Origin of the sequence: Olivibacter sitiensis DSM 17696, from assembly GCF_000427965.1 — a bacterium.
Taxonomy (GTDB): domain Bacteria; phylum Bacteroidota; class Bacteroidia; order Sphingobacteriales; family Sphingobacteriaceae; genus Olivibacter; species Olivibacter sitiensis.
This window is the reverse complement of record NZ_ATZA01000023.1, coordinates 1-21,220: the sequence shown is the minus strand read 5'-3', so window position 1 is coordinate 21,220 and position 21,220 is coordinate 1. Positions and strand designations below refer to the sequence as shown.

Annotated in this window: 21 protein-coding genes; 12 read left to right on the top strand and 9 right to left on the bottom strand. The window is 43.9% G+C overall.

Annotated elements, in window-relative coordinates; translation table 11 throughout:
• Positions 1 to 18: 18 nt before the first annotated feature.
• The 8 genes from A37S_RS0112795 (at position 19) to A37S_RS0112760 (ending at position 7,064) form a co-directional block, all read left to right on the top strand.
• The gene (locus A37S_RS0112795) at positions 19 to 1,131 is read left to right on the top strand and encodes a PDDEXK nuclease domain-containing protein (RefSeq protein ID WP_211229790.1); all 1,113 of its coding nucleotides are present in this window, start codon (positions 19 to 21) and stop codon (positions 1,129 to 1,131) included.
• A 109-nt stretch (positions 1,132 to 1,240) separates the two neighbouring features.
• On the top strand, positions 1,241 to 2,392 hold the full coding sequence (gene hisB, locus A37S_RS0112790) for a bifunctional histidinol-phosphatase/imidazoleglycerol-phosphate dehydratase HisB (protein WP_028297328.1): 1,152 nt from the start codon (positions 1,241 to 1,243) through the stop codon (positions 2,390 to 2,392).
• A gap of 21 nt (positions 2,393 to 2,413) precedes the next feature.
• A complete protein-coding gene (hisH, locus tag A37S_RS0112785; RefSeq protein ID WP_028297327.1) occupies positions 2,414 to 3,019 on the top strand; it encodes an imidazole glycerol phosphate synthase subunit HisH in 606 nt (201 codons plus the stop codon).
• A 23-nt stretch (positions 3,020 to 3,042) separates the two neighbouring features.
• Positions 3,043 to 3,792 carry a 1-(5-phosphoribosyl)-5-[(5-phosphoribosylamino)methylideneamino]imidazole-4-carboxamide isomerase gene (locus tag A37S_RS0112780; RefSeq protein ID WP_028297326.1) on the top strand — a complete coding sequence of 250 codons (750 nt, stop codon included), beginning with the start codon at positions 3,043 to 3,045 and terminating at the stop codon, positions 3,790 to 3,792.
• Positions 3,762 to 4,556, top strand: coding sequence for an imidazole glycerol phosphate synthase subunit HisF (gene hisF / locus A37S_RS0112775; protein ID WP_051293137.1), 795 nt, complete (start codon positions 3,762 to 3,764; stop codon positions 4,554 to 4,556). Before A37S_RS0112780 ends, hisF begins: the two co-directional genes overlap by 31 nt.
• A 48-nt stretch (positions 4,557 to 4,604) precedes the next feature.
• Positions 4,605 to 5,210: a bifunctional phosphoribosyl-AMP cyclohydrolase/phosphoribosyl-ATP diphosphatase HisIE gene (gene hisIE / locus A37S_RS0112770; RefSeq protein ID WP_028297324.1), complete on the top strand. Its 606-nt coding sequence runs from the start codon at positions 4,605 to 4,607 to the stop codon at positions 5,208 to 5,210.
• A 104-nt stretch (positions 5,211 to 5,314) separates the two neighbouring features.
• Positions 5,315 to 6,058 (top strand): hypothetical protein, encoded by a 744-nt coding sequence (locus A37S_RS24630; protein WP_051293134.1) that lies wholly within the window; start codon positions 5,315 to 5,317, stop codon positions 6,056 to 6,058.
• Between the two features lie 97 nt (positions 6,059 to 6,155).
• Positions 6,156 to 7,064 carry a WD40 repeat domain-containing protein gene (locus tag A37S_RS0112760; RefSeq protein ID WP_028297323.1) on the top strand — a complete coding sequence of 303 codons (909 nt, stop codon included), beginning with the start codon at positions 6,156 to 6,158 and terminating at the stop codon, positions 7,062 to 7,064.
• Here the strand turns inward: A37S_RS0112760 and A37S_RS0112755 are convergent.
• Positions 7,061 to 8,413 (bottom strand): efflux RND transporter periplasmic adaptor subunit, encoded by a 1,353-nt coding sequence (locus A37S_RS0112755; protein WP_028297322.1) that lies wholly within the window; start codon positions 8,411 to 8,413, stop codon positions 7,061 to 7,063. The two genes, A37S_RS0112760 and A37S_RS0112755, sit on opposite strands and share 4 nt — an antisense overlap.
• 141 nt (positions 8,414 to 8,554) lie before the next feature.
• Entirely contained in the window at positions 8,555 to 9,928 is a 1,374-nt protein-coding gene (locus tag A37S_RS0112750) for a TolC family protein (protein ID WP_036602433.1), read from the bottom strand.
• A gap of 94 nt (positions 9,929 to 10,022) precedes the next feature.
• Between A37S_RS0112750 and A37S_RS0112745 the strand changes: the two genes are divergently transcribed.
• A complete protein-coding gene (locus tag A37S_RS0112745) occupies positions 10,023 to 10,637 on the top strand; it encodes a polysaccharide deacetylase family protein (RefSeq protein WP_028297320.1) in 615 nt (204 codons plus the stop codon).
• A gap of 3 nt (positions 10,638 to 10,640) precedes the next feature.
• On the opposite strand, the gene A37S_RS0112740 is transcribed toward A37S_RS0112745, so the two are convergent.
• Positions 10,641 to 11,495 (bottom strand): DUF4249 domain-containing protein, encoded by an 855-nt coding sequence (locus A37S_RS0112740; protein WP_028297319.1) that lies wholly within the window; start codon positions 11,493 to 11,495, stop codon positions 10,641 to 10,643.
• 13 nt (positions 11,496 to 11,508) lie between these two features.
• Positions 11,509 to 13,863 (bottom strand): TonB-dependent receptor, encoded by a 2,355-nt coding sequence (locus A37S_RS0112735; protein WP_245586376.1) that lies wholly within the window; start codon positions 13,861 to 13,863, stop codon positions 11,509 to 11,511.
• 246 nt (positions 13,864 to 14,109) lie between these two features.
• Here A37S_RS0112735 and A37S_RS0112730 point away from each other — a divergent pair, with 246 nt between their 5' ends.
• Positions 14,110 to 14,772 (top strand): 3-keto-disaccharide hydrolase, encoded by a 663-nt coding sequence (locus tag A37S_RS0112730; RefSeq protein ID WP_051293132.1) that lies wholly within the window; start codon positions 14,110 to 14,112, stop codon positions 14,770 to 14,772.
• Between the two features lie 91 nt (positions 14,773 to 14,863).
• Here the strand turns inward: A37S_RS0112730 and A37S_RS0112725 are convergent, their stop codons facing one another.
• From A37S_RS0112725 to A37S_RS0112710, 4 genes are all read right to left on the bottom strand, one after another.
• Positions 14,864 to 15,670, bottom strand: a complete 807-nt coding sequence (locus tag A37S_RS0112725; RefSeq protein ID WP_028297316.1) for a M48 family metallopeptidase — start codon at positions 15,668 to 15,670, stop codon at positions 14,864 to 14,866.
• Positions 15,671 to 15,769: 99 nt separating this feature from the next.
• Positions 15,770 to 16,411, bottom strand: coding sequence for a glycerol-3-phosphate 1-O-acyltransferase PlsY (gene plsY / locus A37S_RS0112720; RefSeq protein WP_028297315.1), 642 nt, complete (start codon positions 16,409 to 16,411; stop codon positions 15,770 to 15,772).
• Positions 16,412 to 16,449: 38 nt separating this feature from the next.
• A complete protein-coding gene (gene nadC / locus A37S_RS0112715) occupies positions 16,450 to 17,304 on the bottom strand; it encodes a carboxylating nicotinate-nucleotide diphosphorylase (RefSeq protein WP_028297314.1) in 855 nt (284 codons plus the stop codon).
• A gap of 138 nt (positions 17,305 to 17,442) precedes the next feature.
• Positions 17,443 to 17,841 (bottom strand): DUF4783 domain-containing protein, encoded by a 399-nt coding sequence (locus A37S_RS0112710; RefSeq protein WP_028297313.1) that lies wholly within the window; start codon positions 17,839 to 17,841, stop codon positions 17,443 to 17,445.
• Between the two features lie 294 nt (positions 17,842 to 18,135).
• Here A37S_RS0112710 and gpmI point away from each other — a divergent pair, with 294 nt between their 5' ends.
• Together gpmI and A37S_RS0112700 are read left to right on the top strand one after the other, a co-directional pair.
• Positions 18,136 to 19,659, top strand: coding sequence for a 2,3-bisphosphoglycerate-independent phosphoglycerate mutase (gpmI, locus tag A37S_RS0112705; RefSeq protein WP_028297312.1), 1,524 nt, complete (start codon positions 18,136 to 18,138; stop codon positions 19,657 to 19,659).
• Between the two features lie 15 nt (positions 19,660 to 19,674).
• Positions 19,675 to 20,232, top strand: coding sequence for a hypothetical protein (locus A37S_RS0112700; protein ID WP_028297311.1), 558 nt, complete (start codon positions 19,675 to 19,677; stop codon positions 20,230 to 20,232).
• Between the two features lie 212 nt (positions 20,233 to 20,444).
• On the opposite strand, the gene A37S_RS0112695 is transcribed toward A37S_RS0112700, so the two are convergent.
• Positions 20,445 to 21,119: a tetratricopeptide repeat protein gene (locus A37S_RS0112695; protein WP_051293130.1), complete on the bottom strand. Its 675-nt coding sequence runs from the start codon at positions 21,117 to 21,119 to the stop codon at positions 20,445 to 20,447.
• Between the last annotated feature and the right edge of the window lie 101 nt (positions 21,120 to 21,220).

Here is a 21,220-nt window from a genome sequence, read left to right as displayed (position 1 = left end):
ATATCTAATTTGATGAAAATGACGAAACAATACGACGATAGCTTTATAAGGGAACTTAAAAATGCCATTCTCCAAAGTAGGTATCAGGCTGCCCGTTTGGTAAACAAGAAATTGATAGTCCTTTACTTTGATATTGGCAAAAAAATTAGCTCCAATATAAAAAAAATGGCTTGGGGAAGTAAGGTTATAGACCAAATTTCATTCGAGTTACAAAAAGAATTGCCAGGATTAAAGGGTTTTTCAAGTGGCAATATTAAGAAAATGAGGGTCTTTTCAGAGTTCTGGCTTAACCATTTATCAATTGGTTCGACAGTGTCGAACCAATTGATAAATCCAGATGAAGCAATAAATTTGACACTGCCGAACTTATTACAAAAAGAAGGGCAACAACTCATTTCGGAGAACTTCGCGAATGTATTTTTCTCCGTTAGTTTTTCGAATCATTACCTAATTGCATCTAAAACAAACTCACTATATGAAGCATGGTTCTATTTATGCAAAACAGCATCGGAATTCTGGAGCTATCGTCATTTGGAACAACAACTCAAAACCGGTTTATACAGCCAACAAGGTAAATTGCCCAATAATTTCAAATCGGCATTATCTCCAACCAACAATGAAAAAGCATTAAAGTCATTCAAGGATGAATACCTTCTCGATTTTATCAATATTGAAAATCCCGACGAAGAAGATGAGCGGTTGATTGAAAATGAAATCGTACGTAATATCAAAAAATTCATCCTGACCATCGGTAACGATTTTGCCTTTATGGGCAATCAATATCGTCTGATTGTTGAAGAGCAAGAATACTTTATTGACTTATTGTTTTTCAATAGAAAAATACAATGTTTGGTTGCTTTTGAGCTAAAAACAGGAAAATTTAAACCCGAATATCTTGGCAAAATGAACTTTTATTTATCGGCATTGGACGATACCATCAGGCAGCCACACGAAAACCCATCTATAGGGATCATTCTTTGCAAAGAAAAAAACAATAAAATTGTAGAATACAGTTTCAGGGATTTTAGTAAAGCAATGGGAGTAGCTACCTATAGAACAAGTAGCGAAATACCCGAACAGTTTAAAGATGCACTACCAAATGCAGAAAGCCTTAAAAATTTATTGAAATAAACAGTCGACGACTCTCTGCTTCATACCTTAAAATCTTACACCTTAACCCCCTACAACCTTACACCTCAATACAAATAAATTTAGTAGCTTTGAATCCACTTTCAAAAAAATGGCCGAGACAGTAAAAGAACAAAAAAAACGCCTTCTCTTTATAGATAGGGACGGTACCTTGATTAAAGAACCCGAAGATGAGCAGATAGACTCGTTCCTGAAATTGGAGTTTTACCCGGGCGCACTGCAATACCTCCCACGCATTGCCAAAGAGCTGGATTACGAACTTATTTTGGTAAGCAATCAGGATGGATTGGGTACGGCATCGCACCCAGAGGAAAACTTCTGGCCCGTCCATCATTTTGTCATCAAGACCTTTGCCAATGAAGGTGTGCATTTTGCCCATGAACATATAGACCGCACATTCCCACACGAAAACGCGCCAACCAGAAAACCCGGTATAGGAATGCTGGGAGCCTATTTCAATGAAGACCTGTACGATTTGCAGCATTCTTTTGTGATAGGCGACAGGGTGAACGACGTGAAACTGGCGCACAATTTGGGCTGTAAGGCCATTTGGCTCAGGGCCAATGATCAGCTGGGAGCATTGGAAAACCTACAGATAGATGAGAAGGATATAGCGTTGGAAACTACGGATTTTGCTCGTATCTATGAGTTTTTAAAATATGGAGATCGTGTAGCCGAGCACCAACGGACGACCAACGAGACCGACATCTATATCAAGGTGAATCTCGATGGTACCGGAGTAGTTGACATCCGTACCGGTTTGGGATTTTTTGACCATATGCTGGAACAGATCGCCCGTCACGGCCAATTGGACCTCACCATCCACACTAAGGGCGACCTACAGATTGATGAGCACCATACCATTGAAGATACGGCTTTAGCGTTGGGCGAAACGTTCTTACGGGCCCTAGGCAATAAAAGAGGCATAGAACGCTATGGCTTTTGCCTACCCATGGACGACTGCCTGGCTCAGGTGGCCATAGATTTTGGCGGCAGGGCATGGTTGGTATGGGATGCAGAATTTAATCGCGAAAAAATCGGCGAAATGCCCACAGAGATGTTCTATCATTTCTTCAAGTCCTTTTCAGACGCCTCAAAGAGCAACCTCAACATCAAGGTGGAGGGACAAAACGAGCATCACAAAATAGAAGCTATTTTCAAAGCCTTTGCCAAGGCAATCAAAATGGCCGTAAAACGCGACGTGGAACATATGCAATTGCCCAGTACCAAGGGGGTACTTTAACAAGATGATAAAGCTGGCAACATGAGCAACAATAAATCTATTGGGATAGTCAATTACGGGGCAGGAAACATCTTTTCCCTCACCGCCGCTTTGGATCGCATTGCTTTGCCTTACGGAATGGTCAATACCATAGCTGACTTTGACAGCCATAGCCACATCATTATACCTGGTGTGGGGCATGCTGGCGCAGCCATGGACAAATTGCGGCATAGTGGTTTGGTGCCTGCCATCAAAGCGTTGACCAAACCCGTATTGGGTATTTGCGTAGGCATGCAGTTGCTAAGCGAGCATTCCGAAGAGGGAAACGTGGATCTGCTTGGATTGATCCCCATCAACACCTTGCATTTCGCGGGCCGCATTGAACTGAAAGTACCTCATATAGGATGGAACAGAGCGCTCATCAGCCGTCAGCATCCACTATTCGACGGGATTGCACCTGATGCTTATTTTTATTTCGTACATTCGTACTTTCTAGAGTATAATGAAAATTTCACAATAGCCAAAACGGAATATGGCACAACTTTTTCTGCTGCTATACAGCAGGACAACTTTATAGGAGTGCAATTTCACCCTGAGAAATCGGGCAAAGAAGGTGAAAAATTGTTAAGTAACTTTTCAAAACTATAACATACATAATATAAGCAAAGAAAATGTATATTATTCCAGCGGTAGATATTTTGGATCAAAAAGTGGTCCGCCTTCGCGAAGGCAAGTATGAAGACGTGACCGTCTATGACACAAGCTTGGAAGAGATGATCGCCAAGTACCAAGGCAATGGCACAGAGCTAATCCATATCATAGACCTCAACGGTGCCAAGGGCGATTTTAGCAACCAAAGCTATCTATTTGACATTATTCACAAGACCGACATGAAAGTCCAGTACGGTGGAGGTGTCAGGAGCATAGAAAAAGTCAAAGAACTTATAGACGCAGGTGTGCATCGCGTAATAGTAGGCACCCAGGCTATCACCAACCCCACCTTTTTGGAAGAGTTGAGTCACCTTTATTGCAATGGTGTCAAATGCTCGGACCATATCGTTATCGCCATCGACGTACTGGATGAGGTCATCAAATATTCGGGTTGGATGGAAAGTTCCCCTATTAAGCTGATCAATTATATAGACAGATGCCTTAAATTGGGTTTTTTCCGTTTTTTGTGTACGGATATCAACAAAGATGGCAAACTTGGTGGAGCTGGTGTGGAACTTTACAAGAAGCTCTTGGATCACTCCCCTATCATTAAATTGATCGCCTCTGGAGGAATCAGCTCAATGGATGATGTGAGAGAGCTAGACAGCTTACGTATCGAATCTTGCGTAATCGGCAAGGCTATTTACGAGCAACGTATCAGCATAGAAGACATCAAGGAATGGAACCTACGCCAACTAATCACCTTTTAGCCAAGTCCAGCGGCGTAGCCAAGCGCATCATCCCTTGCCTCGATGTAAAGGATGGCAGGACAGTAAAAGGGGTGAATTTCGTAGATCTACGCGATGCTGGCGATCCGGTGGAACTAGCATGGCAATATTCTGAGCAAGAAGCTGATGAACTGGTTTTTCTGGATATCACGGCCACCCATGAGAAGCGCAAGACTACCATAGATATGGTAAAGAACGTTGCAAGGCAGGTCAATATCCCTTTCACCATAGGTGGAGGTATCAAGGAGATTGCAGATGCCGAAATACTGCTCAACTCGGGTGCCGACAAGATTTCCATCAATTCCGCCGCAGTACGTCGTCCCGAGCTCATTGATGAGCTGGCTTCGGCTTTCGGTATCCAATTTGTAGTACTTGCGGTAGATACGCGCTTTGTGGATGGCGACGCCTACGTGTTCCTAAATGGAGGAAGGCTAAAAACCAACATCCGCACGGAAGAATGGATCAAGGAAGCCGAAAGTCGCGGAGCGGGAGAAATTTTGCTTACTTCCATGGATCACGATGGCACTAAGAACGGGTTTGATATTCCATTCCTTACCAGGATAAACAACAGCTTGCGCATCCCCGTTATCGCCTCTGGTGGTGCCGGCAAAGCGCAACATTTTGTTGATGTATTTCAACAGAGCAATGTAGACGCTGCTCTTGCTGCCTCAGTATTCCATTATGGTGAAATCAACATACCGGAGCTCAAGAACCTATTGCGGGGCAGCGGCATCGACGTACGCTAGTATTAAAAGTAAAAATTCAAAAGTAAAAAGTAAAAAAGTTGAATGTAGATGACATTGGATTTCAATAAAGGCGACGGCCTATTGCCAGCCATCATTCAGGACGCCCAGACGCTCGAAGTGCTAATGCTAGGTTATATGAATGAGGAAGCGCTGACGAAAACCGCACAAGAAGGCAAAGTCACTTTCTTCTCTCGAAGCAAAAACAGGCTATGGACCAAAGGTGAATCCAGTGGTCACTTTCTGCAAGTAGTGAGCATAGCGGAAGATTGCGACCAGGACACCTTGTTGATAAAGGTGAAGCCCATAGGCCCCACTTGCCACACGGGCAACAGAAGTTGCTTCAACACGCCTTACAATCAGAATTTCGTTTTTGAACTGGAAAACATCATCAACGATCGCTATGAGCATCCCGTAGAAGGATCCTATATCAACAAGATGCATCATAAAGGTGTACACAAAATCGCCCAAAAAGTAGGAGAAGAAGCCGTAGAAACCGTCATTGCCGCTCTTTATGAATCAGAGAATGAGTTTATAAACGAATCGTCCGACCTGTTATTTCATTTTCTCTTTCTTCTTAAAGAGAAAGGATATACCCTAGAGCAAATAGCCAAGAATCTGGAAATAAGGCATGGGCAACCTAGACGAGAGGATTGATGGACTTATGAGTTTGTGAATTGTGAGTTGTCGGTTGTTGGCTTAATGAGCCAGAATCTCATATCTCATATCTCATATCTCTAAGTCACTAATACTATATTAAAATGGCTAGTAAGAACAAAGAAAAGGCAAATACGATAGAAAAATCCCCTTTGGGCAATTTGGCAAATACCAGCGTGCTGTTGGAAATGTCCAAAGTAGCGCCTAACAAAAGGAATGCTGCCTGGCAGACGAAATTTGTGGAGCACTTGGCCAAAGCTAGTCTCAAGCCCAGCGAACCTCAAGTGGTCACTGGCCCAGATGGTTTTCCTTATTTCAATCTGGAGATACCAAGGCCGGGAGAGAACTTTCAAAGCTATTGCATCGAGGAGATGATCGATGAGTTTTTATTGGAAAATGGATTTGGCGTAGTAATCAATGCTTCTTATGGCGAACCGGATTGGATACTCAGTTTTGGCGATTTGATCAACTACAGCATCAGCAAATCGTTTTATTCCTATCAAAGCATGTTCAACACTCATCAAGATGAGGAAGGGAGCATAGCCGAAGAGGAAGAAGTGACCATTGGCTTTCCGCCAAACGATATCCTTCCGCAATCGTTACGCTATGCCCTCCGGGAGTTTTTCAAGGCAAACGGTCTGAAACAAACGGTGAAGGTACTGCTCATGGGCCGCAAGAGCAATGGCAATATGGTTTACGACCTGGTATTTAACCTCACGCCAGCGATGTTCCCAAACCTCGATACATTCCGTGCCATTACGCAGGCAATGGCCTTTTTCTTGCCCAGGCACTATTCATTCATTAGTATTGATGAAAAGGCTATAGAAAACGGCTTTCAAAATCTGTAGGCATAAGGTCTGGGGAATAAGGTATATAAGTTGGGGCGTCCTGACGACCTGGAAAACAGTCTTGATACTTGACACTAAAATCTTGATACTTGACCCTATGATAGACATCAAAAAAATAGCGACATTGACTGGACACCAAAACCCCATATTTGCGGTAGAAAATGGGCCTCTGCCGCATATGCTGTTCACGGCAGGCAACGACAAGGGAGTGGTAGAATGGGACATGGATAGCATGACTTTCCGGCATGTGCTGATGCCCGTCCAGTCCTCCGTGTACGCTTTACGTCATATTGCCGGGAGCGATCTGCTAGCCATTGGCGAGCGAAGCGGCCTTGTCACCTTGGTAGATGTGGTGAGCAAAAAAATGGTTGCTCGGCTACAACACCATGAAAAGCCTGTCTTTGATATCCAACACCTGGTCGAAAAGGAAGAACTAGTCATATCGTCCGAAGATGGTTCTATATCGGTTTGGGACATCAAAAAACATCACTTACTGTATAATTTCAGGGTCTCCCCGCAGACAGTGCGCTGCATTGCGGTACACCCGCAAGGAAAGCAATTGGCGTTTGGCTCTAAAGATGGCAAAATCAGAATTTATGACGCCATGGATTATACGCTGTTACAAGAGCTGGATTTTCATCGTATGCCCATTACTGCCCTCACATATTCTCCCGACGGCGCACGTCTCCTATCTGGCGCACGCGATGCACAGCTTAATGTTTTTGATACCAAGAGCTATACTTTACAAAAAAGCATCGCCGCTCATCTCTTCAGCATCTATGGCATAGCCTATCATCCCAACTTGCCCTACCTTGCTACGGCAAGTCGTGACAAGAGCATCAAGCTATGGCGTGCAGAAGATTTTTCCCTAGCAAAAAACATCACCTTGGAGAAAGGCTATGACGTGCACCGCCTGTCCATTAATGCCATCCTATGGGGTCAACATAAAAATGAGCTGGTATCCGTAAGCGACGACAAGCAAGTTATGGTATGGAAACTAGATTAGTACAACTTTGACTTATCTACCTTTTCTACCAAATCCCCGTCCTTCAAGGTACTACTTACCACATTAAAAGGATAAGTGACTACTTCTTGACCTTCATTGAGACCGGAAAGCACACGGATATAAGTGTCATCCTGAATACCTGTCTTTACCTCCACCTGTTTTACCTTTCCGCCCTCATAGACAAAAACATATTCTTTCACCTTCTTTTGGCTACTTTCTTCCTGACCATTCGAAGCCTTATCCTTTTCGGTATCTACCACAGGATTTGCTTGCTTGTCCTCCCGAGTAGTTACCGCTTGTATAGGCACCGACAGACCATTGTCACTTTTGGTGTTGATATCAACGGTGGCCGATAGTCCGGGCCTAAACGGTGATGGGTTGGGAAGGTCTGGTTTCATCAGTTCCTTATACGAATCAGGCAGTATGCGCACCTTTACGTTAAAATTTGTTACTTGGTCGGTACTGCTTGTAGTTGCACTGGCATTTTCCTTGGATGAGCTACCTATCTCGGTGACTATCCCCTTGAATTTTCTGCCTCGAAAAGCATCTATTTCTATGTCTGCCGTATTGTTGACCGCTACCCTATTGATATCACTTTCATTGACGTCTACATTCACTTCCATGGAAGACATATTGGCAATACGCATGATCTCGGTTCCTGCCATCTGTGCCGTTCCTACTACACGCTCACCCAATTCAACGCTCAAGATGGAGATAACGCCATCTACCGGGGCATAGATACTGGTACGGGCAAGGTTGTCACCGGCTTCTTTCACGGCCGCTTGCGACTGATCTATCCCATACCGTGAGCCCAGCACATTTTGGCGTTGTGCCTCTAGGTTCGCCCTGGCACCATCGTAGTCGGAGAGTGCCTTGTCATATTCGGATGCCGAAATTACCTTGCGCTTGTACAGCTCCTCAATGCGCTTGAACGTAGCTTCGGCATTTTGGAAAGTCGCTTCCGCCTGCCTGTACTGCTGTTCCGTAGAAGCCAGCGTGGCGCGTTGTGCGTTGAGGCTGGCCACAGCCCTGTCGTATCCCGATTGTAAGATATCTGGACGGATCTTGCAAAGCAACTGCCCCTTCTTCACGGCATCGCCTTCCTTTATGGTGAGCTCCACAATTTCACCGGAAACTTCGGAACTCAATTTCACCTCTATCTCGGGCTGCACCTTGCCACTGGCAGAAACCGTTTCGTTCACCACCCGCTTCTCAGCTTTTTCGGTAGCAACTTGGGTCACCTTAGGCCCGCCTATCCAGCCAGCCATCTTGGCTATCACCAAGAGCACGATAATACCTACCGATATGATGATAAAATATTTCCAACCACTCTTTTTATTCTTTGCCATATGTATTTTTTGTTCGTTATTCGTTGTTTGTTATTGATCAGTATCGAGACAAAAGTATCAAGCATCAAGACTTCTTATTAGCAATTTGCTTTAGTTTGCGCCTGACATCTCATGTCTAACGTCTCATATCTCCTATCTATATCAATCAAATGCTATTGTTCTGCCAAGATAAAAATCGATCACCTTACTGCGAAAGATAAAATCGTATTTTGCCTGTATAAAGTCGAACTCAGCCTTGTTCATCGCTGTCTGCTGCGTGGCCAGTTCCACCGCATTGGACATGCCCACATCATAGCGTTCTTTGGTCACCTCAAAAGCATCCTTGGCCGATGTAAAGGCCTGCTCTGTTGAGTAGTATCTCTTCTCAGCTGCACGCAAGTCTAATACAGCTTGATTAATGATCTTGTTCAAGTTGTTCTTGGCAAGCCTTTCGTTATTTAAAGCGTTGTTATAAGAGATCTTTGCTTTTCTATAATTGATAGTTCTTCTATAATTGTCAAAAACAGGAATGCTCAATGACGCAAAAACATTGCGATTCCTGTTTTGATCAAGTTGCTGACCAAACGGTATCAGCTCCATAATCAGCGGGTCTCTAGATACAACCCTTTGCGCCTGCGAAGAGTAGTTCGTTCCATATCCCGCACCTATTGATAATTGAGGGTAAAAACCTCCCCGATTGACGTCTACATTCTTTTTGGCTACCATGGAATTGAACTTCGCCAATATTATATCTGGATAATCGTCAACTGCACTTTCATACACGGATTCGGCGTCATAGCTCGATGTTAGCTTCTCCACATTCGGCAAGGCAGGTTTTTGAAGTTCTATCCTGATTTTTGGATCCATTTCCATCAACTGTTTAAGGTCAAGGACAGATATCTCATAGCCATTTTGCGCTGTAGTAAGGCTCAGTTCATCCGTAGCCAACTGACTTTTTGCTTGAGACAAATCGGCCAAGGTATTGTTCCCTACATCATAGTTAGCTTGCTGCACTTCTACCTGCTCACTCGACAATTTGACTTGTTGCTGTGCAGCTACCATCAAATCGTGGTTAGTAAGTGCTTCTAAATACTTTGTTGCCACGGATAAAACTAAATCGTTCTTTACTTTTTCGACATTGCTTTCATCCGCCAACAACTGATACTTATTCATTTTTATCTGATTGACTCGCTGAAATCCGCTAAATAGCACAAGATTACCGCTAGCACTGGCTCCGGCGGACGTCACTGTGGAATTCACCAACACCCCAGCAGTCTGATCAAATAACAACCCCCAATTTTTGCTACTGGATATACTTGAGCTAATGGATGGAAGAATATTCATCTTCGCCTGCAAGACATCCTGTTCAGATAAAGACTCCTGGAAAGCCGCCTGCTTTACCTGCAAATTGTTATCCAATGCCTGCTTGATGGCTTCCTGCAAGGTCACCACCTTAGGCTCCTGCGCATTCACATAAACGAAGCACAAAGAGAAGCAAACTGAAAGGACAAACGTCTTGGTATAGTGTAAAAACATATTGTTCATCTAATACTTTTTAAGCCATGCCTATAGGTCCCCCTACGGACTGTGGCTTTTATTTTTTAATTTTTATTTTCTACTTTTAGCGACTATGAAGCTACGCATTGTAAGTCCTCCTGCTTTGGTACGATGGTACTATCCCGATATTACTTGGCATAAAGACAGGTCGCAGCCGCGCATTTTTCTCACCTTTGACGATGGCCCTATACCGGATGTTACACCCGAGGTGTTGAAAATTTTAAAAAAGGAAGACATCAAGGCCACCTTTTTTTGTGTTGGGGAAAACATCGTCAAGCATCCTGATTTATTTGAACAGATAAAGGCTGGCGGACATCACATTGGCAATCACACGTATAACCACTTAAACGGCTCAAAAACGCCCGAGAAAGAATACTTGGAAAATGTAGCGCAATGCCAGTCACTTGTACATAGCCATTTGTTCAGGCCCCCCTATGCCCGCATCAGCAAAAACCAGCTGAGACAACTCAAACCGCACTACGAAGTAGTCATAGCAGATGTTATCACCTACGATTTCGACCAAAGCCTTAGTCCCGAAGCTTGCTACGAAAACGCGATAAAATACGCAAAAAACGGCTCCATCATTGTCTTTCATGACAACATAAAGGCCAGACAAAACATGCTATATGCCCTACCAAAGGCCATAGGCCATTGGAAAAGCAAAGGCTTTGGTTTTGGGCTTTTATAAAAATCAATTGCTGATTAAAGTAGCGGCCTGATCGGCACTATAGGCACTGAAATACCCGATAGTTCCAGGTCCAAACATGCTGGGCGGATTGGCAGGAGCCGCCGAACCTGGATTATTGGACAATACGGCATTGAAAAAGTCATACACTTCCTTTGATACGCTTTGTTGTATCACCTCAAGGTGATCTCCAACGTTGAAATCCACATCCAGATCAAACAGGCTTTGCTCCACCATCCGCCCGTCATTAAACTTATCACTGCGCACCAAAATGGTATTCATCCATTCACCGTTGTGAACGAGCTGGTAACGATAGTAATTGGGCACCCCTTCCGGATCCAGGTACTTCACGGCTACCATATTTCGATCTTCGCCGAATATACTGCTCTTAGTGGTCCCTATAGAATCTATTTTCACCAATGGAGGCATCACGGAGGAAGCCTCATACTGATGGTCGTCCAATAAGATATTCAAGGTATACTTTACCCCCGGATAGCCCCTGTAATTGTCCAGTAAATATACGCCTGGCGTTACCTCCCGAAAGGTATATGTAGCATTGCGAACAAGCGAGTTGCCGTTTATTGGATTTCCGCTACTATCGGCTACCCTTTCGTCTTTTACGGTGATGAGTGCCCCACTCACCGGTTCGGATGTAACGGCAGATGAAAAAGCGACCGATCGTTGCAATACAACCGCTTGGGTGGTTCGGTCACCACCTATTTCTGCCTGAATCACCAAAACAGGTTCTGCTTCGTTCAAATCTATATCGATTACCTTTTCGCACGCACTGAAGCTCATCAGGAACAACAAGTGTCCGATAAGGAGCAGCGGACTTTTACATTTGACGTTTAGTTTCATCATTCGAATAGAAAATTTAAAACCTGAAATTCCATGTAACAGAAGGGATAATGCCAAACAGGGAAACCTGGTATGCCTCCGTCTGCCCTGGACTGCCTTTCTTGTCGCGAAAATCGATAATATAGGCATTCTGCCTGTTATATACATTGTACAGGCCGAAAGTCCAGCTAGAGCGAAACCGCCTGTCTGCCCTATCCTTGCCCGTCCACGTAGCCCCTAAGTCCATGCGATGGTAATTGGGCATACGGTGAGCATTTCTTTCCGTATAGTAGAACAAGGTTTTTCCTCCCATGTCATATTTCCCGCTGGGAAAGGTGACCGCATTGCCTGTTTGAAAAACGAAATTACCACTTAAATCCCAACGATCCGATATCTTATACATCGCTACTACGGCGACATCATGTGTTCTATCCTGCCTTGCGGCAAACCACCTTCCCTCATTGATACCGTCAAACCGGCGTTCACTCCGGGAAAGGGTATAGCTCAGCCAGCCATTCAGCCTCCCCCTATTCTTCTTCACATAAAATTCCAAACCATAGGCCCTTCCTTTACCGAAGATCAATTCCGACTCTACGTATTCATTGGCCTGGAGATCGGCACCATTGCGATAATCAATTTGACGCTGCATATCCTTATAGTATGCTTCTGTCGAAAACTCATACCGATCTCCCAGAAAATTCCGGTAATATCCCACGGATACCTGATCTGCTATCTGTGGCCGGATGATATTGCTACTCATCACCCATGCATCTGTGGGCAAAGAAGAAATGGAATTGGACAGCTGGTGCAAATTCTGCGTATTGCGGTTATACGATGCTTTCAGGCTCGTGTTTTCTCCCATCATGTAATTCACGGAAAACCTCGGCTCCATGTTGAAATAGGTCTGCACCAACTTTCCTGCCCTGTATTCTTCACTCGATGTGGGGTCGCCTTCTGAATCAAATGTATAGAAAGTACCTGGTCCAAACTGTAGAAAGCTGCTCATCCGCAGCCCATACAAGAAGCTCAAATTGGTTCTCGGTTTCCACTCATGAGATAGGTAGGCAGCCACCTCATGGCCTATCCTGCGATCTATCGTGAGTGAGTTGATGTCCGATGTATTTGAAGCTTCTATCCCTGCTGGACTGATCTGCTGCCGTAGTACATGTACCCCAAAACGCAGGGTACTGGCATTACTGGCGAAGTATTGGAAATCTTGCTTCAGATTGGCATTCTTGATATTGCTTGCTATCCTGAAGTCGTTGTTGTCGTTGAACACATTGACGTTGTACTTGAAGTCACTATATATCAATGAGGTATTGGAAAACAGCTTATCAGAAAACAAGTGATTCCAGCGAAGTGTCCCCGTCGCATTTCCCCAGTCAAAACCAAAGGTATTGGAGTAACCAAGTAGATCCTTGCCAAAATAACCGGAAAGATACAGGGTATTATTGGCATTGAGCTGGTAGTTGGCTTTCATATTCAAATCGTAAAAATAGAGCTTACTGCTATTTACCGTACTGTCTGGGGAAATACGCAGAAACTGATCTACATAAGTCCGCCTGCCGCTCACCATGAACGAACCTTTACCCTTTACGATGGGGCCATCTACCTTCAATCGCGAAGCGATAAGCCCTATACCTCCCTCAGCACCATATTGCTGGTTGTTACCGTCCAGCATGCTCACGTCCAACACGGAGGCCAGTCGTCCGCCGTACTGTGCAGGCATCCCCCCTTTATACAGCTCCAAGCCCTTTATAGCGTCCGAATTGAAGCTGGAGAAAAAACCAAGCAAATGACTGGCATTATAGACAACGGCCTCATCCAATAGCACTAGGTTTTGATCGGCAGCGCCACCTCGAACGAAAAAGCCGCTCGTGCCCTCCCCGCCCGACATTACCCCTGGCAACAACTGGATAACCTTCAGTACATCACGCTCGCCAAATATGACCGGCACCCTGTTCATTTCTCGAATCTCCAACTTTTGCACGCCCATTTTCGGACTTTCCAGTCGTTCTCTACTTCCATTGTCTGCCACTATTTCCACCTCGTCCAATACATTGTTTGGCATCAATTCCACATTGAGCCTTCTATCTTCCTGCAGATCTATAGATAGGGTCGTAGATTGATAACCCAGGGAAGAAAAAACGATATCGTACTGTCCAGGACTTAGGCTGAGAGAGAAAAAACCATAGCTATTGGCAGCAGTACCAAGGTTAGTGGCGCCTTGTACACGTATACTGGCTCCTACCAACGTCTCGCCCGATTTCCCGTCCCTAATGGTTCCATTGAGCGTAACTCTTTGCACTTGTTGCGCATACAACAAACTAGGCAAAAGAAACAACAACGAAAATATGGCATGGAAATATTGGATGGAAATAGTTCGTATCAAAGCCGCTCCCTAAATATAATGAGCATCAAACATATATAAAAACCGATAAACATACAAACCACAAAAACGATTTTGCTCTTGCATATTAGGCCGATTGTCACTATTTTGCCCCTTTCTTGAACAGGTAAGAAAAAGAATAGCTACCAGTTAAAAAATTAAAAACCCCTATTATCTATGATGACCAAGTCACGAAAACAAAAGACAAAAAGAACGCTGTGCGCAATAGTTTTATCGCTTGCTGTAGTTATGCAGGCATTTGCCCAAGCTCCAAACACGTTAAGCAACTCCGAAAAGAAAGATGGTTGGAAGTTGCTCTTCGATGGCAAAAGCACCAAAGGATGGCACACCTATTTGAAAGATGGGGTGGGAAATGCCTGGCGAGTGGAAGACGGTGCGCTGACATTTGATCCTACCGCCTCAGAAAGAGGCGACATTGTCACCGATGATATTTATGGTGATTTCGAGCTTAGTATCGATTGGAAAATAAGCCTAGGCGGAAATAGTGGCATTATTTTCAACGTGCAGGAAAAACCCGAGTTCAATGCTACTTACCTCACGGGTATAGAGATGCAAGTACTTGATAACATCGAGGCTGGCGATAGACATATCCCTAACCATTTGGCAGGTTCGCTCTATGATCTTATTGGAAATGCCGAGGTATCCAAGCCCAAAGCTGTTGGAGAATGGAACACTGCTCGCATTCATCAGAAAGATGGCGAAATAACCCTTTGGCTGAACGATGTTAAGACGGCCTCTGTAAAACGAGGTAGCAGCACATGGGATGAATTGATTGCCAACAGCAAATTTAAGGACTGGAAAGACTTTGCTAAATATGACAGTGGAAAAATAGCCTTGCAAGACCATGGGAACAAAGTCGCTTTTAGGAACATTAAAATTAGGAAACTTTAGTACTTGGTAAGCCATAGGCCGCAACATAACCAACAAAGCCTCTAGAACCTAGGTTCTAGAGGCTTTGTTGGTTATTAGCACGTAAGGCCGTCTATTTATTATAATAACCTAAGGCCTCTGGCAGATGTTTGTTGATGTCGGCTATCCTGCGTTCATTGCTAGGGTGCGTGCTCAAGAATTCTGGTTGGCTATTACCTCCTGCTCTACTATCCATACGTTCCCAAAAGCCCACGGACTCCTGTGGATTATATCCTGCCATGGCCATAAAGATCAAGCCCAATCTATCCGCTTCACTTTCTTGTCCACGTGAATATTTCAACAAAGCAACCTGACTTCCCACTCCGTACAACTGCGATACCATTACTTGTGTCAACTGAGACTTACCAGAGGTAGCTACGCCAACGCCTACACCTACCAACTGCGCGGCAAAGGTATTGGACGCTCTTTCCCTGGAATGCCCTGCAATAGCATGGGCCACTTCGTGCCCCATCACCGTGGCAAGCCCCGCTTCGTTCTGAGTGACAGGCAATATACCTGTGTAGACCGCTACTTTTCCTCCAGGCATGCACCATGCATTCACTTGGCTGTCATCGATCAGGTTAAATTCCCATGCGAAATTCACTTGATCGGCCATCCCGTTGGCCTTCATATAATTTTCTACTGCCTGCGCTATCTTGTTACCTACTCGCTGTACCATCTGTGCATTGCTATTGCCTTTGACAACTTTGGTATTTGGATCGGCCAATAAGTCTTTATAAGCCAGTGCCGCTTGTTGTTGCATGGTACTCTCGCTGACCAAGCTCAATTGCTTCCGTCCCGTAAGGGGCACAGTAGAGCAAGAGACACAGACGGCCATTCCTATTAATATAATTGACTTCCTTGCAATATTTAGTTTCATTTTTTCTGAGTAAAAGTAAACAATTATTTCCTCCAAAACCTAAGGCAAAACCTTATTTGGCATGATACGTTAAGCAATATCTATGCCGAGCACCTGCCCCTATTTTTTTCCGAAAAACCGAACCTTGGATTCTTTCCCTTTAAGTAAGCGTTCAATGTTTTTCTGGTGGGTAACCAAAATAAGCACACAGATACAGATACCGTATAGCAACACCGATTTAACCGTTGTATGGAAAAGGAAAGCTATACTGAATGGAAAGGCAAAGCCCGCGCTAATGGAGCTTAGTGAAACATAGTGTGTAGTGACAAGCACCAGCAAAAATACCCCCACGCATACCATCGCAGCGGGAAAGTGAACAGCGAGTACCATTCCAAATAGGGTAGCTACTCCCTTTCCGCCCCTAAAACCGGCAAATATGGGGAACAAGTGCCCCACCACTGCCGTCACGCCCAATGCCAACTGGTAATTGATAAACAGGACAGATCCCGACGGACCCGTAATTGAAACACCAATGAAATAAGCCAAATTAGTGGCCGTCCAGCCTTTGAGAATATCTATCAGCATCACGGCAGTACCGGCTTTGGGACCTAAGACCCTAAACGTATTGGTAGCACCCGCATTGCCACTTCCATATTCCCTTACGTCTACGCCATAGAATGCTTGGCCCAGCCATACAGCAGTTGGTATGGAACCAAAGAGATACGCTACCATTACGGCAATCAAAGCTCCTAAAGGGATCATCAAAAAATCAAACTTTTAGCCATTATCTAAAAAACACATTAAACTATCGCCTTCAGGCTCAAATCCAGACTTTTTACGGAATGTGTCAAAGCACCTACGGAAATATAGTCCATTCCCGTGGCTGCATAATCTGATATCTCGTCTTCGGTAATTCCGCCCGATGCTTCTGTTTCGAATCTCCCGCCGATACGTTTTAGCGCCTCTTTAAGGGTCGAAATATCAAAATTGTCCAACATAATACGATCTACATGACCATAATCCAACACTTCCTGCAACTCTTCAAGGTTTCTAACCTCTATTTCTATCTTCAAGTTTTTACCTACTTTCGCCAGGTAGTCATTGGCCGCCTTTAGGGCCGCCGCAATTCCTCCTGCATAGTCAACGTGATTGTCCTTGATTAAAATCATGTCATACAGCCCTGTCCGGTGGTTCGTTCCTCCTCCAATTCTTACGGCTTCCTTTTCCAAAAACCGCATCCCGGGAGTAGTTTTCCTTGTATCAAGTACCTTGGTACGCGTTCCCTTTAACTTATCGACAATCCTATCCACCTTCGTTGCTATGCCGCTCATGCGCTGCATCACATTCAATACCAGCCTTTCTGCCTTGAGCAGGCTGTGTACGCTACCCCGAGCATGCAGTACTTCATCTCCTTTTTTTATCCGATCGCCGTCATTCTTGAAGATGGCCAATTTCAATTCTGGATCCACTTCATGAAATATATATTTAGCTACTTCCAGACCAGCCAATATACCATCTTCCTTTGCAAGTAGTCTCGATTCTCCTTCTTGCCCGATGGGAATGGTCGCCAAGGATGTATGGTCGCCATCACCGACATCTTCGGCCAAGGCATTTTGCACAAAAGCTTTTAATAAAATTTCCGTAGAACTCTCCATATTGGAATAGAATATGGGCCAAAAATAATAATTTAAAACTATATGACTATTAAAAATAGCATAATGACCCCGCCCAAGCTAACTGCAAGAGCAAATAGTTGAAAACTTTGCTACATTAATAAACAGTTAAAAAGCCTGTTACAACGCGTCGATACGCAGCTCCGTTATTGTATATTTATCGGCATTTATTTTTAGCGACACACTCACACGGTAGTCTGAGTTGCTGCACTTCAGCGACAAAATAGCATATTTGCCTCCGCCTGAACTTGGAACAAACTGTGTCACCTTCGAAGAAATAGGATGATTTTTATCGAGAAAGTTCTTCAACAACATTTCCCCATGAGTTTTAGAATAGACACTTTCCTCATTGAGTATAGAAATGCTCACAGAAGCTCCAAAATATTTGGCTATTTCTTTACTGTTAGCCAAGGCGAAGCTGGAAGATACATCGTTAATTACGGGATCTGTTTGACCTTGTACCCAAAACATACTTGCAAAAGACAAAAAAAACGCAAAAAGAGCCTTTTTATAATACATCTAAAATCATTATATACAACTGCCGAACATCCATCTTAAAAGAACATTTGTCACCGGTCATCAAAAATCCTGCCATATAAACTCATTTTTGATGAATCCCACGAAATAATCCTTAAACGAAGCGGTACAGCTCCTGAAGTCTAGCAAGAAGCATAAACAGATCATGCTATTGTAGATAAAAACATACAACGTGCTAATAAAACAGGCAGCAGGAAAGCAAGCGCTTCCTTCGTTCAGGAATTGATAAAAGCATTTTTTTATATTAGGTTTGTAGGCATATAGAGCAATTTAGATATGAGCCATAAAAAAGCAATGTTAATTATCCTCGATGGGCTGGGATATGGAAAGACTGACGAATCCAATGCGGTAAATGCCGCAAAAAAACCATTTATAGATCATTTATTGGACACTTACCCACACTCCAAGCTTGACGCCTCCGGAGAAGCTGTGGGATTACCCAATGGGCAGATGGGCAATTCGGAAGTGGGACATATGAATTTGGGTGCAGGGCGCGTTGTTTACCAGGAGTTGGGCCGCATACATAAGGCTGTAACCGATGGCGATCTCATAAAAAATCCCATCTTGAACGATGCCTTCACCTACGCCAGGGAAAATGGAAAAAAAGTACATTTTATAGGACTACTATCTGATGGTGGTGTACACTCGCACACCAAGCATCTGATAGGCTTATGCGATGCGGCGCTGGAAGCCGGAATCGATAAGGCTTATATCCATGCCTTCCTAGACGGCCGCGATACCGACCCCCATTCTGGCTATGGCTATGTGGATAATCTAAAGACTTATTTGCAAGACAAGCCCATTAAATTGGCGTCGGCCATTGGTCGTTATTATGCGATGGACAGAGACAATCGCTGGGAACGTGTAAAGCGGGCTTACGACCTGTTGGTAAACGGCATAGGTGCCCCTACAGATGACCTTCTGAAGGCCATCAAGCAGTCGTACGATGATGGCATAACGGACGAGTTCGTGAAACCGATTGTCATTCAGGAAAACGGACATGCAGTAGCTACCATTCAAGAGGGCGATGTGGTCATTTGCTTCAATTTCCGTACAGACCGAGGCCGCGAGATAACCATTGCACTGACGCAAAAGGCCTTCCCCGAATACGACATGAAACCGTTCGATCTTTATTATATCACAATGACCAATTACGACGACACCTTCAAAAAGGTCAAGGTTGTTTTTGAAAAGGCCGACGTGACGGAAACTATGGGAGAAGTACTGGAGAAAAATGGAAAAACGCAAATACGGATAGCCGAAACGGAAAAATACCCACATGTTACCTTTTTCTTCTCGGGAGGACGGGAAAGGGAATTTGAAGGAGAGAAACGTTTGCTGATCCCTTCTCCAAAGGTGGCGACATATGACCTGCAGCCCGAAATGAGTGCCCAAGGAATAGCGGACGCTATCTGCGATGAAGTAAAAGCCAACCACCCAGATTTCGTGTGCCTCAATTTTGCCAATCCAGATATGGTGGGCCATACTGGTGTCTTTGATGCGGTGGTCAAAGCTGTAGAAACCGTAGACCAATGTACCAAACAGGTAGTCGAATTAGGTATTCAGGAAGGCTACTCATTCATTATCTTGGCAGATCACGGCAACTCGGAATTCATGGTCAACCAAGATGGAACTCCCAATACGGCACATACCACTAATTTGGTGCCTTGCATACTTATTGACAACGAATTTACCAAGATTGCCGATGGCAAGTTGGGCGATGTGGCTCCAACGATATTAGCCATGATGCACGTGCCTATTCCCGATAAGATGACAGGCAATGTCTTAGTATCAAAATAGGTACCTCAAGTAGTGATGGATCAAAAACATAAGGGCTGGGTATTGGGCACTTTATTATGCGCAGTAGGGTTTTTCCCTACTGCTTGCCTACCCAATAAGGACAATGAGGCTATCCCAGAAAACAAGACCTATTTCGACATCAAAGGCTTCTTCTTGCATCAAGCCGATAGCCTGCAAAAATCGAACCCCTATATTTTCAAAGAAGTAAGCCAGGATACAGCCCTAGAAGCGAGAAAAATGCAAATAGCCAATTGGCAAAACGAGCTCGACTTTTTCATTTCTTCGGACATTAACAAAAGTGATTGGATTGGAGAGTTCCGGGTAGATAGTACTTCAAATCAAATTAGCTATACCTCAAAGAATCCAGAAATAAGGACAAAACTAATTAAAATTAAGCACTACAAAGGTCGTTTGACACATATTCACATAGAAAACCGCGATAGCAATAGTCTATACCGCTCCACTGAGCACCTAGATTATTTTCCTGACTCCATGTACCGCATCAGCAAAGAGCAACATGTACGTCTGTTGGGAGAAAAAAAATATAAAATAACAGGTTCCCTTAACAAATAAAACAAGCTGTCTAAAAATGTGTAATTCGTCATCTCGACTGGAGCGAAGCGTAACGCCTGCCTGCGGTAGGCAGGGACAGATATCATTGTCAATATGATAGATTTCTCGACTTCGCTCGAAATGACGAAATCTAATACTTTTTTTAGACAGCCTCTTTATCAATTTTCTCCGTACGGGAACAATTAGTTTTTCCTAAAAAACTACCCTCCTATTTACTTCAAGCTCTCCTTATAGATTGAGACTTTCTTGATTTCTTTCGCTATATCTTCGCGCTTACTATTCTTGCTCAGTACCACCTGCAGGTCATCAATTCCCTTTTGGTAGTAGCTCGAAGCCAACTCCTTGTCGTATCCAGCCGTCGTTTCAGTACCTCTTAATATTCCTAAATCACGATAGGCAATTCCTCTATTTAAATAATAACTGGTCTCATTGTTATTCAAATCAATTGCACTGCTATAGTCTTCAATACTAGAAGCCAATAATTTCTCCCGTTCGGTATCACTGATTTTAAGATCGCCCTGTGCCAAGGTATTTTTGGCCTTTGCCCGATAATAGTAGGCAGAAGCCAAATTCTTTGTGAGTTGCTTGCTCTCTATTGCACTTGTAAATGAGGCTATAGAAGATTTATAGTCCTGCAGCTGAAATTGTGAATAGCCAAGCATGTAGTTGACCGATGCATTTGGTGCTTTGACCTGCTTGAAATATTTAATGGCCTGCTCGTACTTTTGATCCATAAAATGGATATGTCCCTGACGAGCGGCAGGATCATTTTCTATCGATCCATTTTGAGCAAATAGCGACATGGAAAAACACCCAAATACCAACGCAAAAATAAAAGATTTCAATTCAACAATATGGTGTTCGATTCCAAGTTTACCCCTGTTCATATATAAAAATAAACACTACCAAACGGATAAACTTAAAAACAGGCAATAAACTCACTTAACTTACTGATTATCAGTAAATATTTTCATTAGATAAAAAAGCC

Bases quoted from the DNA above. Each gene is read 5' to 3' on its own strand.
- A37S_RS24630 (WP_051293134.1), top strand. From the start codon at position 5,315: ATGGCTAGTAAGAACAAAGAAAAGGCAAATACGATAGAAAAATCCCCT.
- A37S_RS0112795 (WP_211229790.1), top strand. From the start codon at position 19: ATGACGAAACAATACGACGATAGCTTTATAAGGGAACTTAAAAATGCC.
- A37S_RS0112740 (WP_028297319.1), bottom strand. From the start codon at position 11,495: ATGATGAAACTAAACGTCAAATGTAAAAGTCCGCTGCTCCTTATCGGA.
- hisIE (WP_028297324.1), top strand. From the start codon at position 4,605: ATGACATTGGATTTCAATAAAGGCGACGGCCTATTGCCAGCCATCATT.
- A37S_RS0112695 (WP_051293130.1), bottom strand. From the start codon at position 21,119: ATGAACAGGGGTAAACTTGGAATCGAACACCATATTGTTGAATTGAAA.
- A37S_RS0112730 (WP_051293132.1), top strand. From the start codon at position 14,110: ATGCAGGCATTTGCCCAAGCTCCAAACACGTTAAGCAACTCCGAAAAG.
- A37S_RS0112700 (WP_028297311.1), top strand. From the start codon at position 19,675: ATGGATCAAAAACATAAGGGCTGGGTATTGGGCACTTTATTATGCGCA.
- A37S_RS0112755 (WP_028297322.1), bottom strand. From the start codon at position 8,413: ATGGCAAAGAATAAAAAGAGTGGTTGGAAATATTTTATCATCATATCG.
- gpmI (WP_028297312.1), top strand. From the start codon at position 18,136: ATGAGCCATAAAAAAGCAATGTTAATTATCCTCGATGGGCTGGGATAT.
- hisF (WP_051293137.1), top strand. From the start codon at position 3,762: ATGGAACCTACGCCAACTAATCACCTTTTAGCCAAGTCCAGCGGCGTA.
- A37S_RS0112750 (WP_036602433.1), bottom strand. From the start codon at position 9,928: ATGTTTTTACACTATACCAAGACGTTTGTCCTTTCAGTTTGCTTCTCT.
- hisB (WP_028297328.1), top strand. From the start codon at position 1,241: ATGGCCGAGACAGTAAAAGAACAAAAAAAACGCCTTCTCTTTATAGAT.
- A37S_RS0112780 (WP_028297326.1), top strand. From the start codon at position 3,043: ATGTATATTATTCCAGCGGTAGATATTTTGGATCAAAAAGTGGTCCGC.
- nadC (WP_028297314.1), bottom strand. From the start codon at position 17,304: ATGGAGAGTTCTACGGAAATTTTATTAAAAGCTTTTGTGCAAAATGCC.
- A37S_RS0112725 (WP_028297316.1), bottom strand. From the start codon at position 15,670: ATGAAACTAAATATTGCAAGGAAGTCAATTATATTAATAGGAATGGCC.
- A37S_RS0112745 (WP_028297320.1), top strand. From the start codon at position 10,023: ATGAAGCTACGCATTGTAAGTCCTCCTGCTTTGGTACGATGGTACTAT.
- A37S_RS0112710 (WP_028297313.1), bottom strand. From the start codon at position 17,841: ATGTATTATAAAAAGGCTCTTTTTGCGTTTTTTTTGTCTTTTGCAAGT.
- plsY (WP_028297315.1), bottom strand. From the start codon at position 16,411: ATGATCCCTTTAGGAGCTTTGATTGCCGTAATGGTAGCGTATCTCTTT.
- A37S_RS0112760 (WP_028297323.1), top strand. From the start codon at position 6,156: ATGATAGACATCAAAAAAATAGCGACATTGACTGGACACCAAAACCCC.
- hisH (WP_028297327.1), top strand. From the start codon at position 2,414: ATGAGCAACAATAAATCTATTGGGATAGTCAATTACGGGGCAGGAAAC.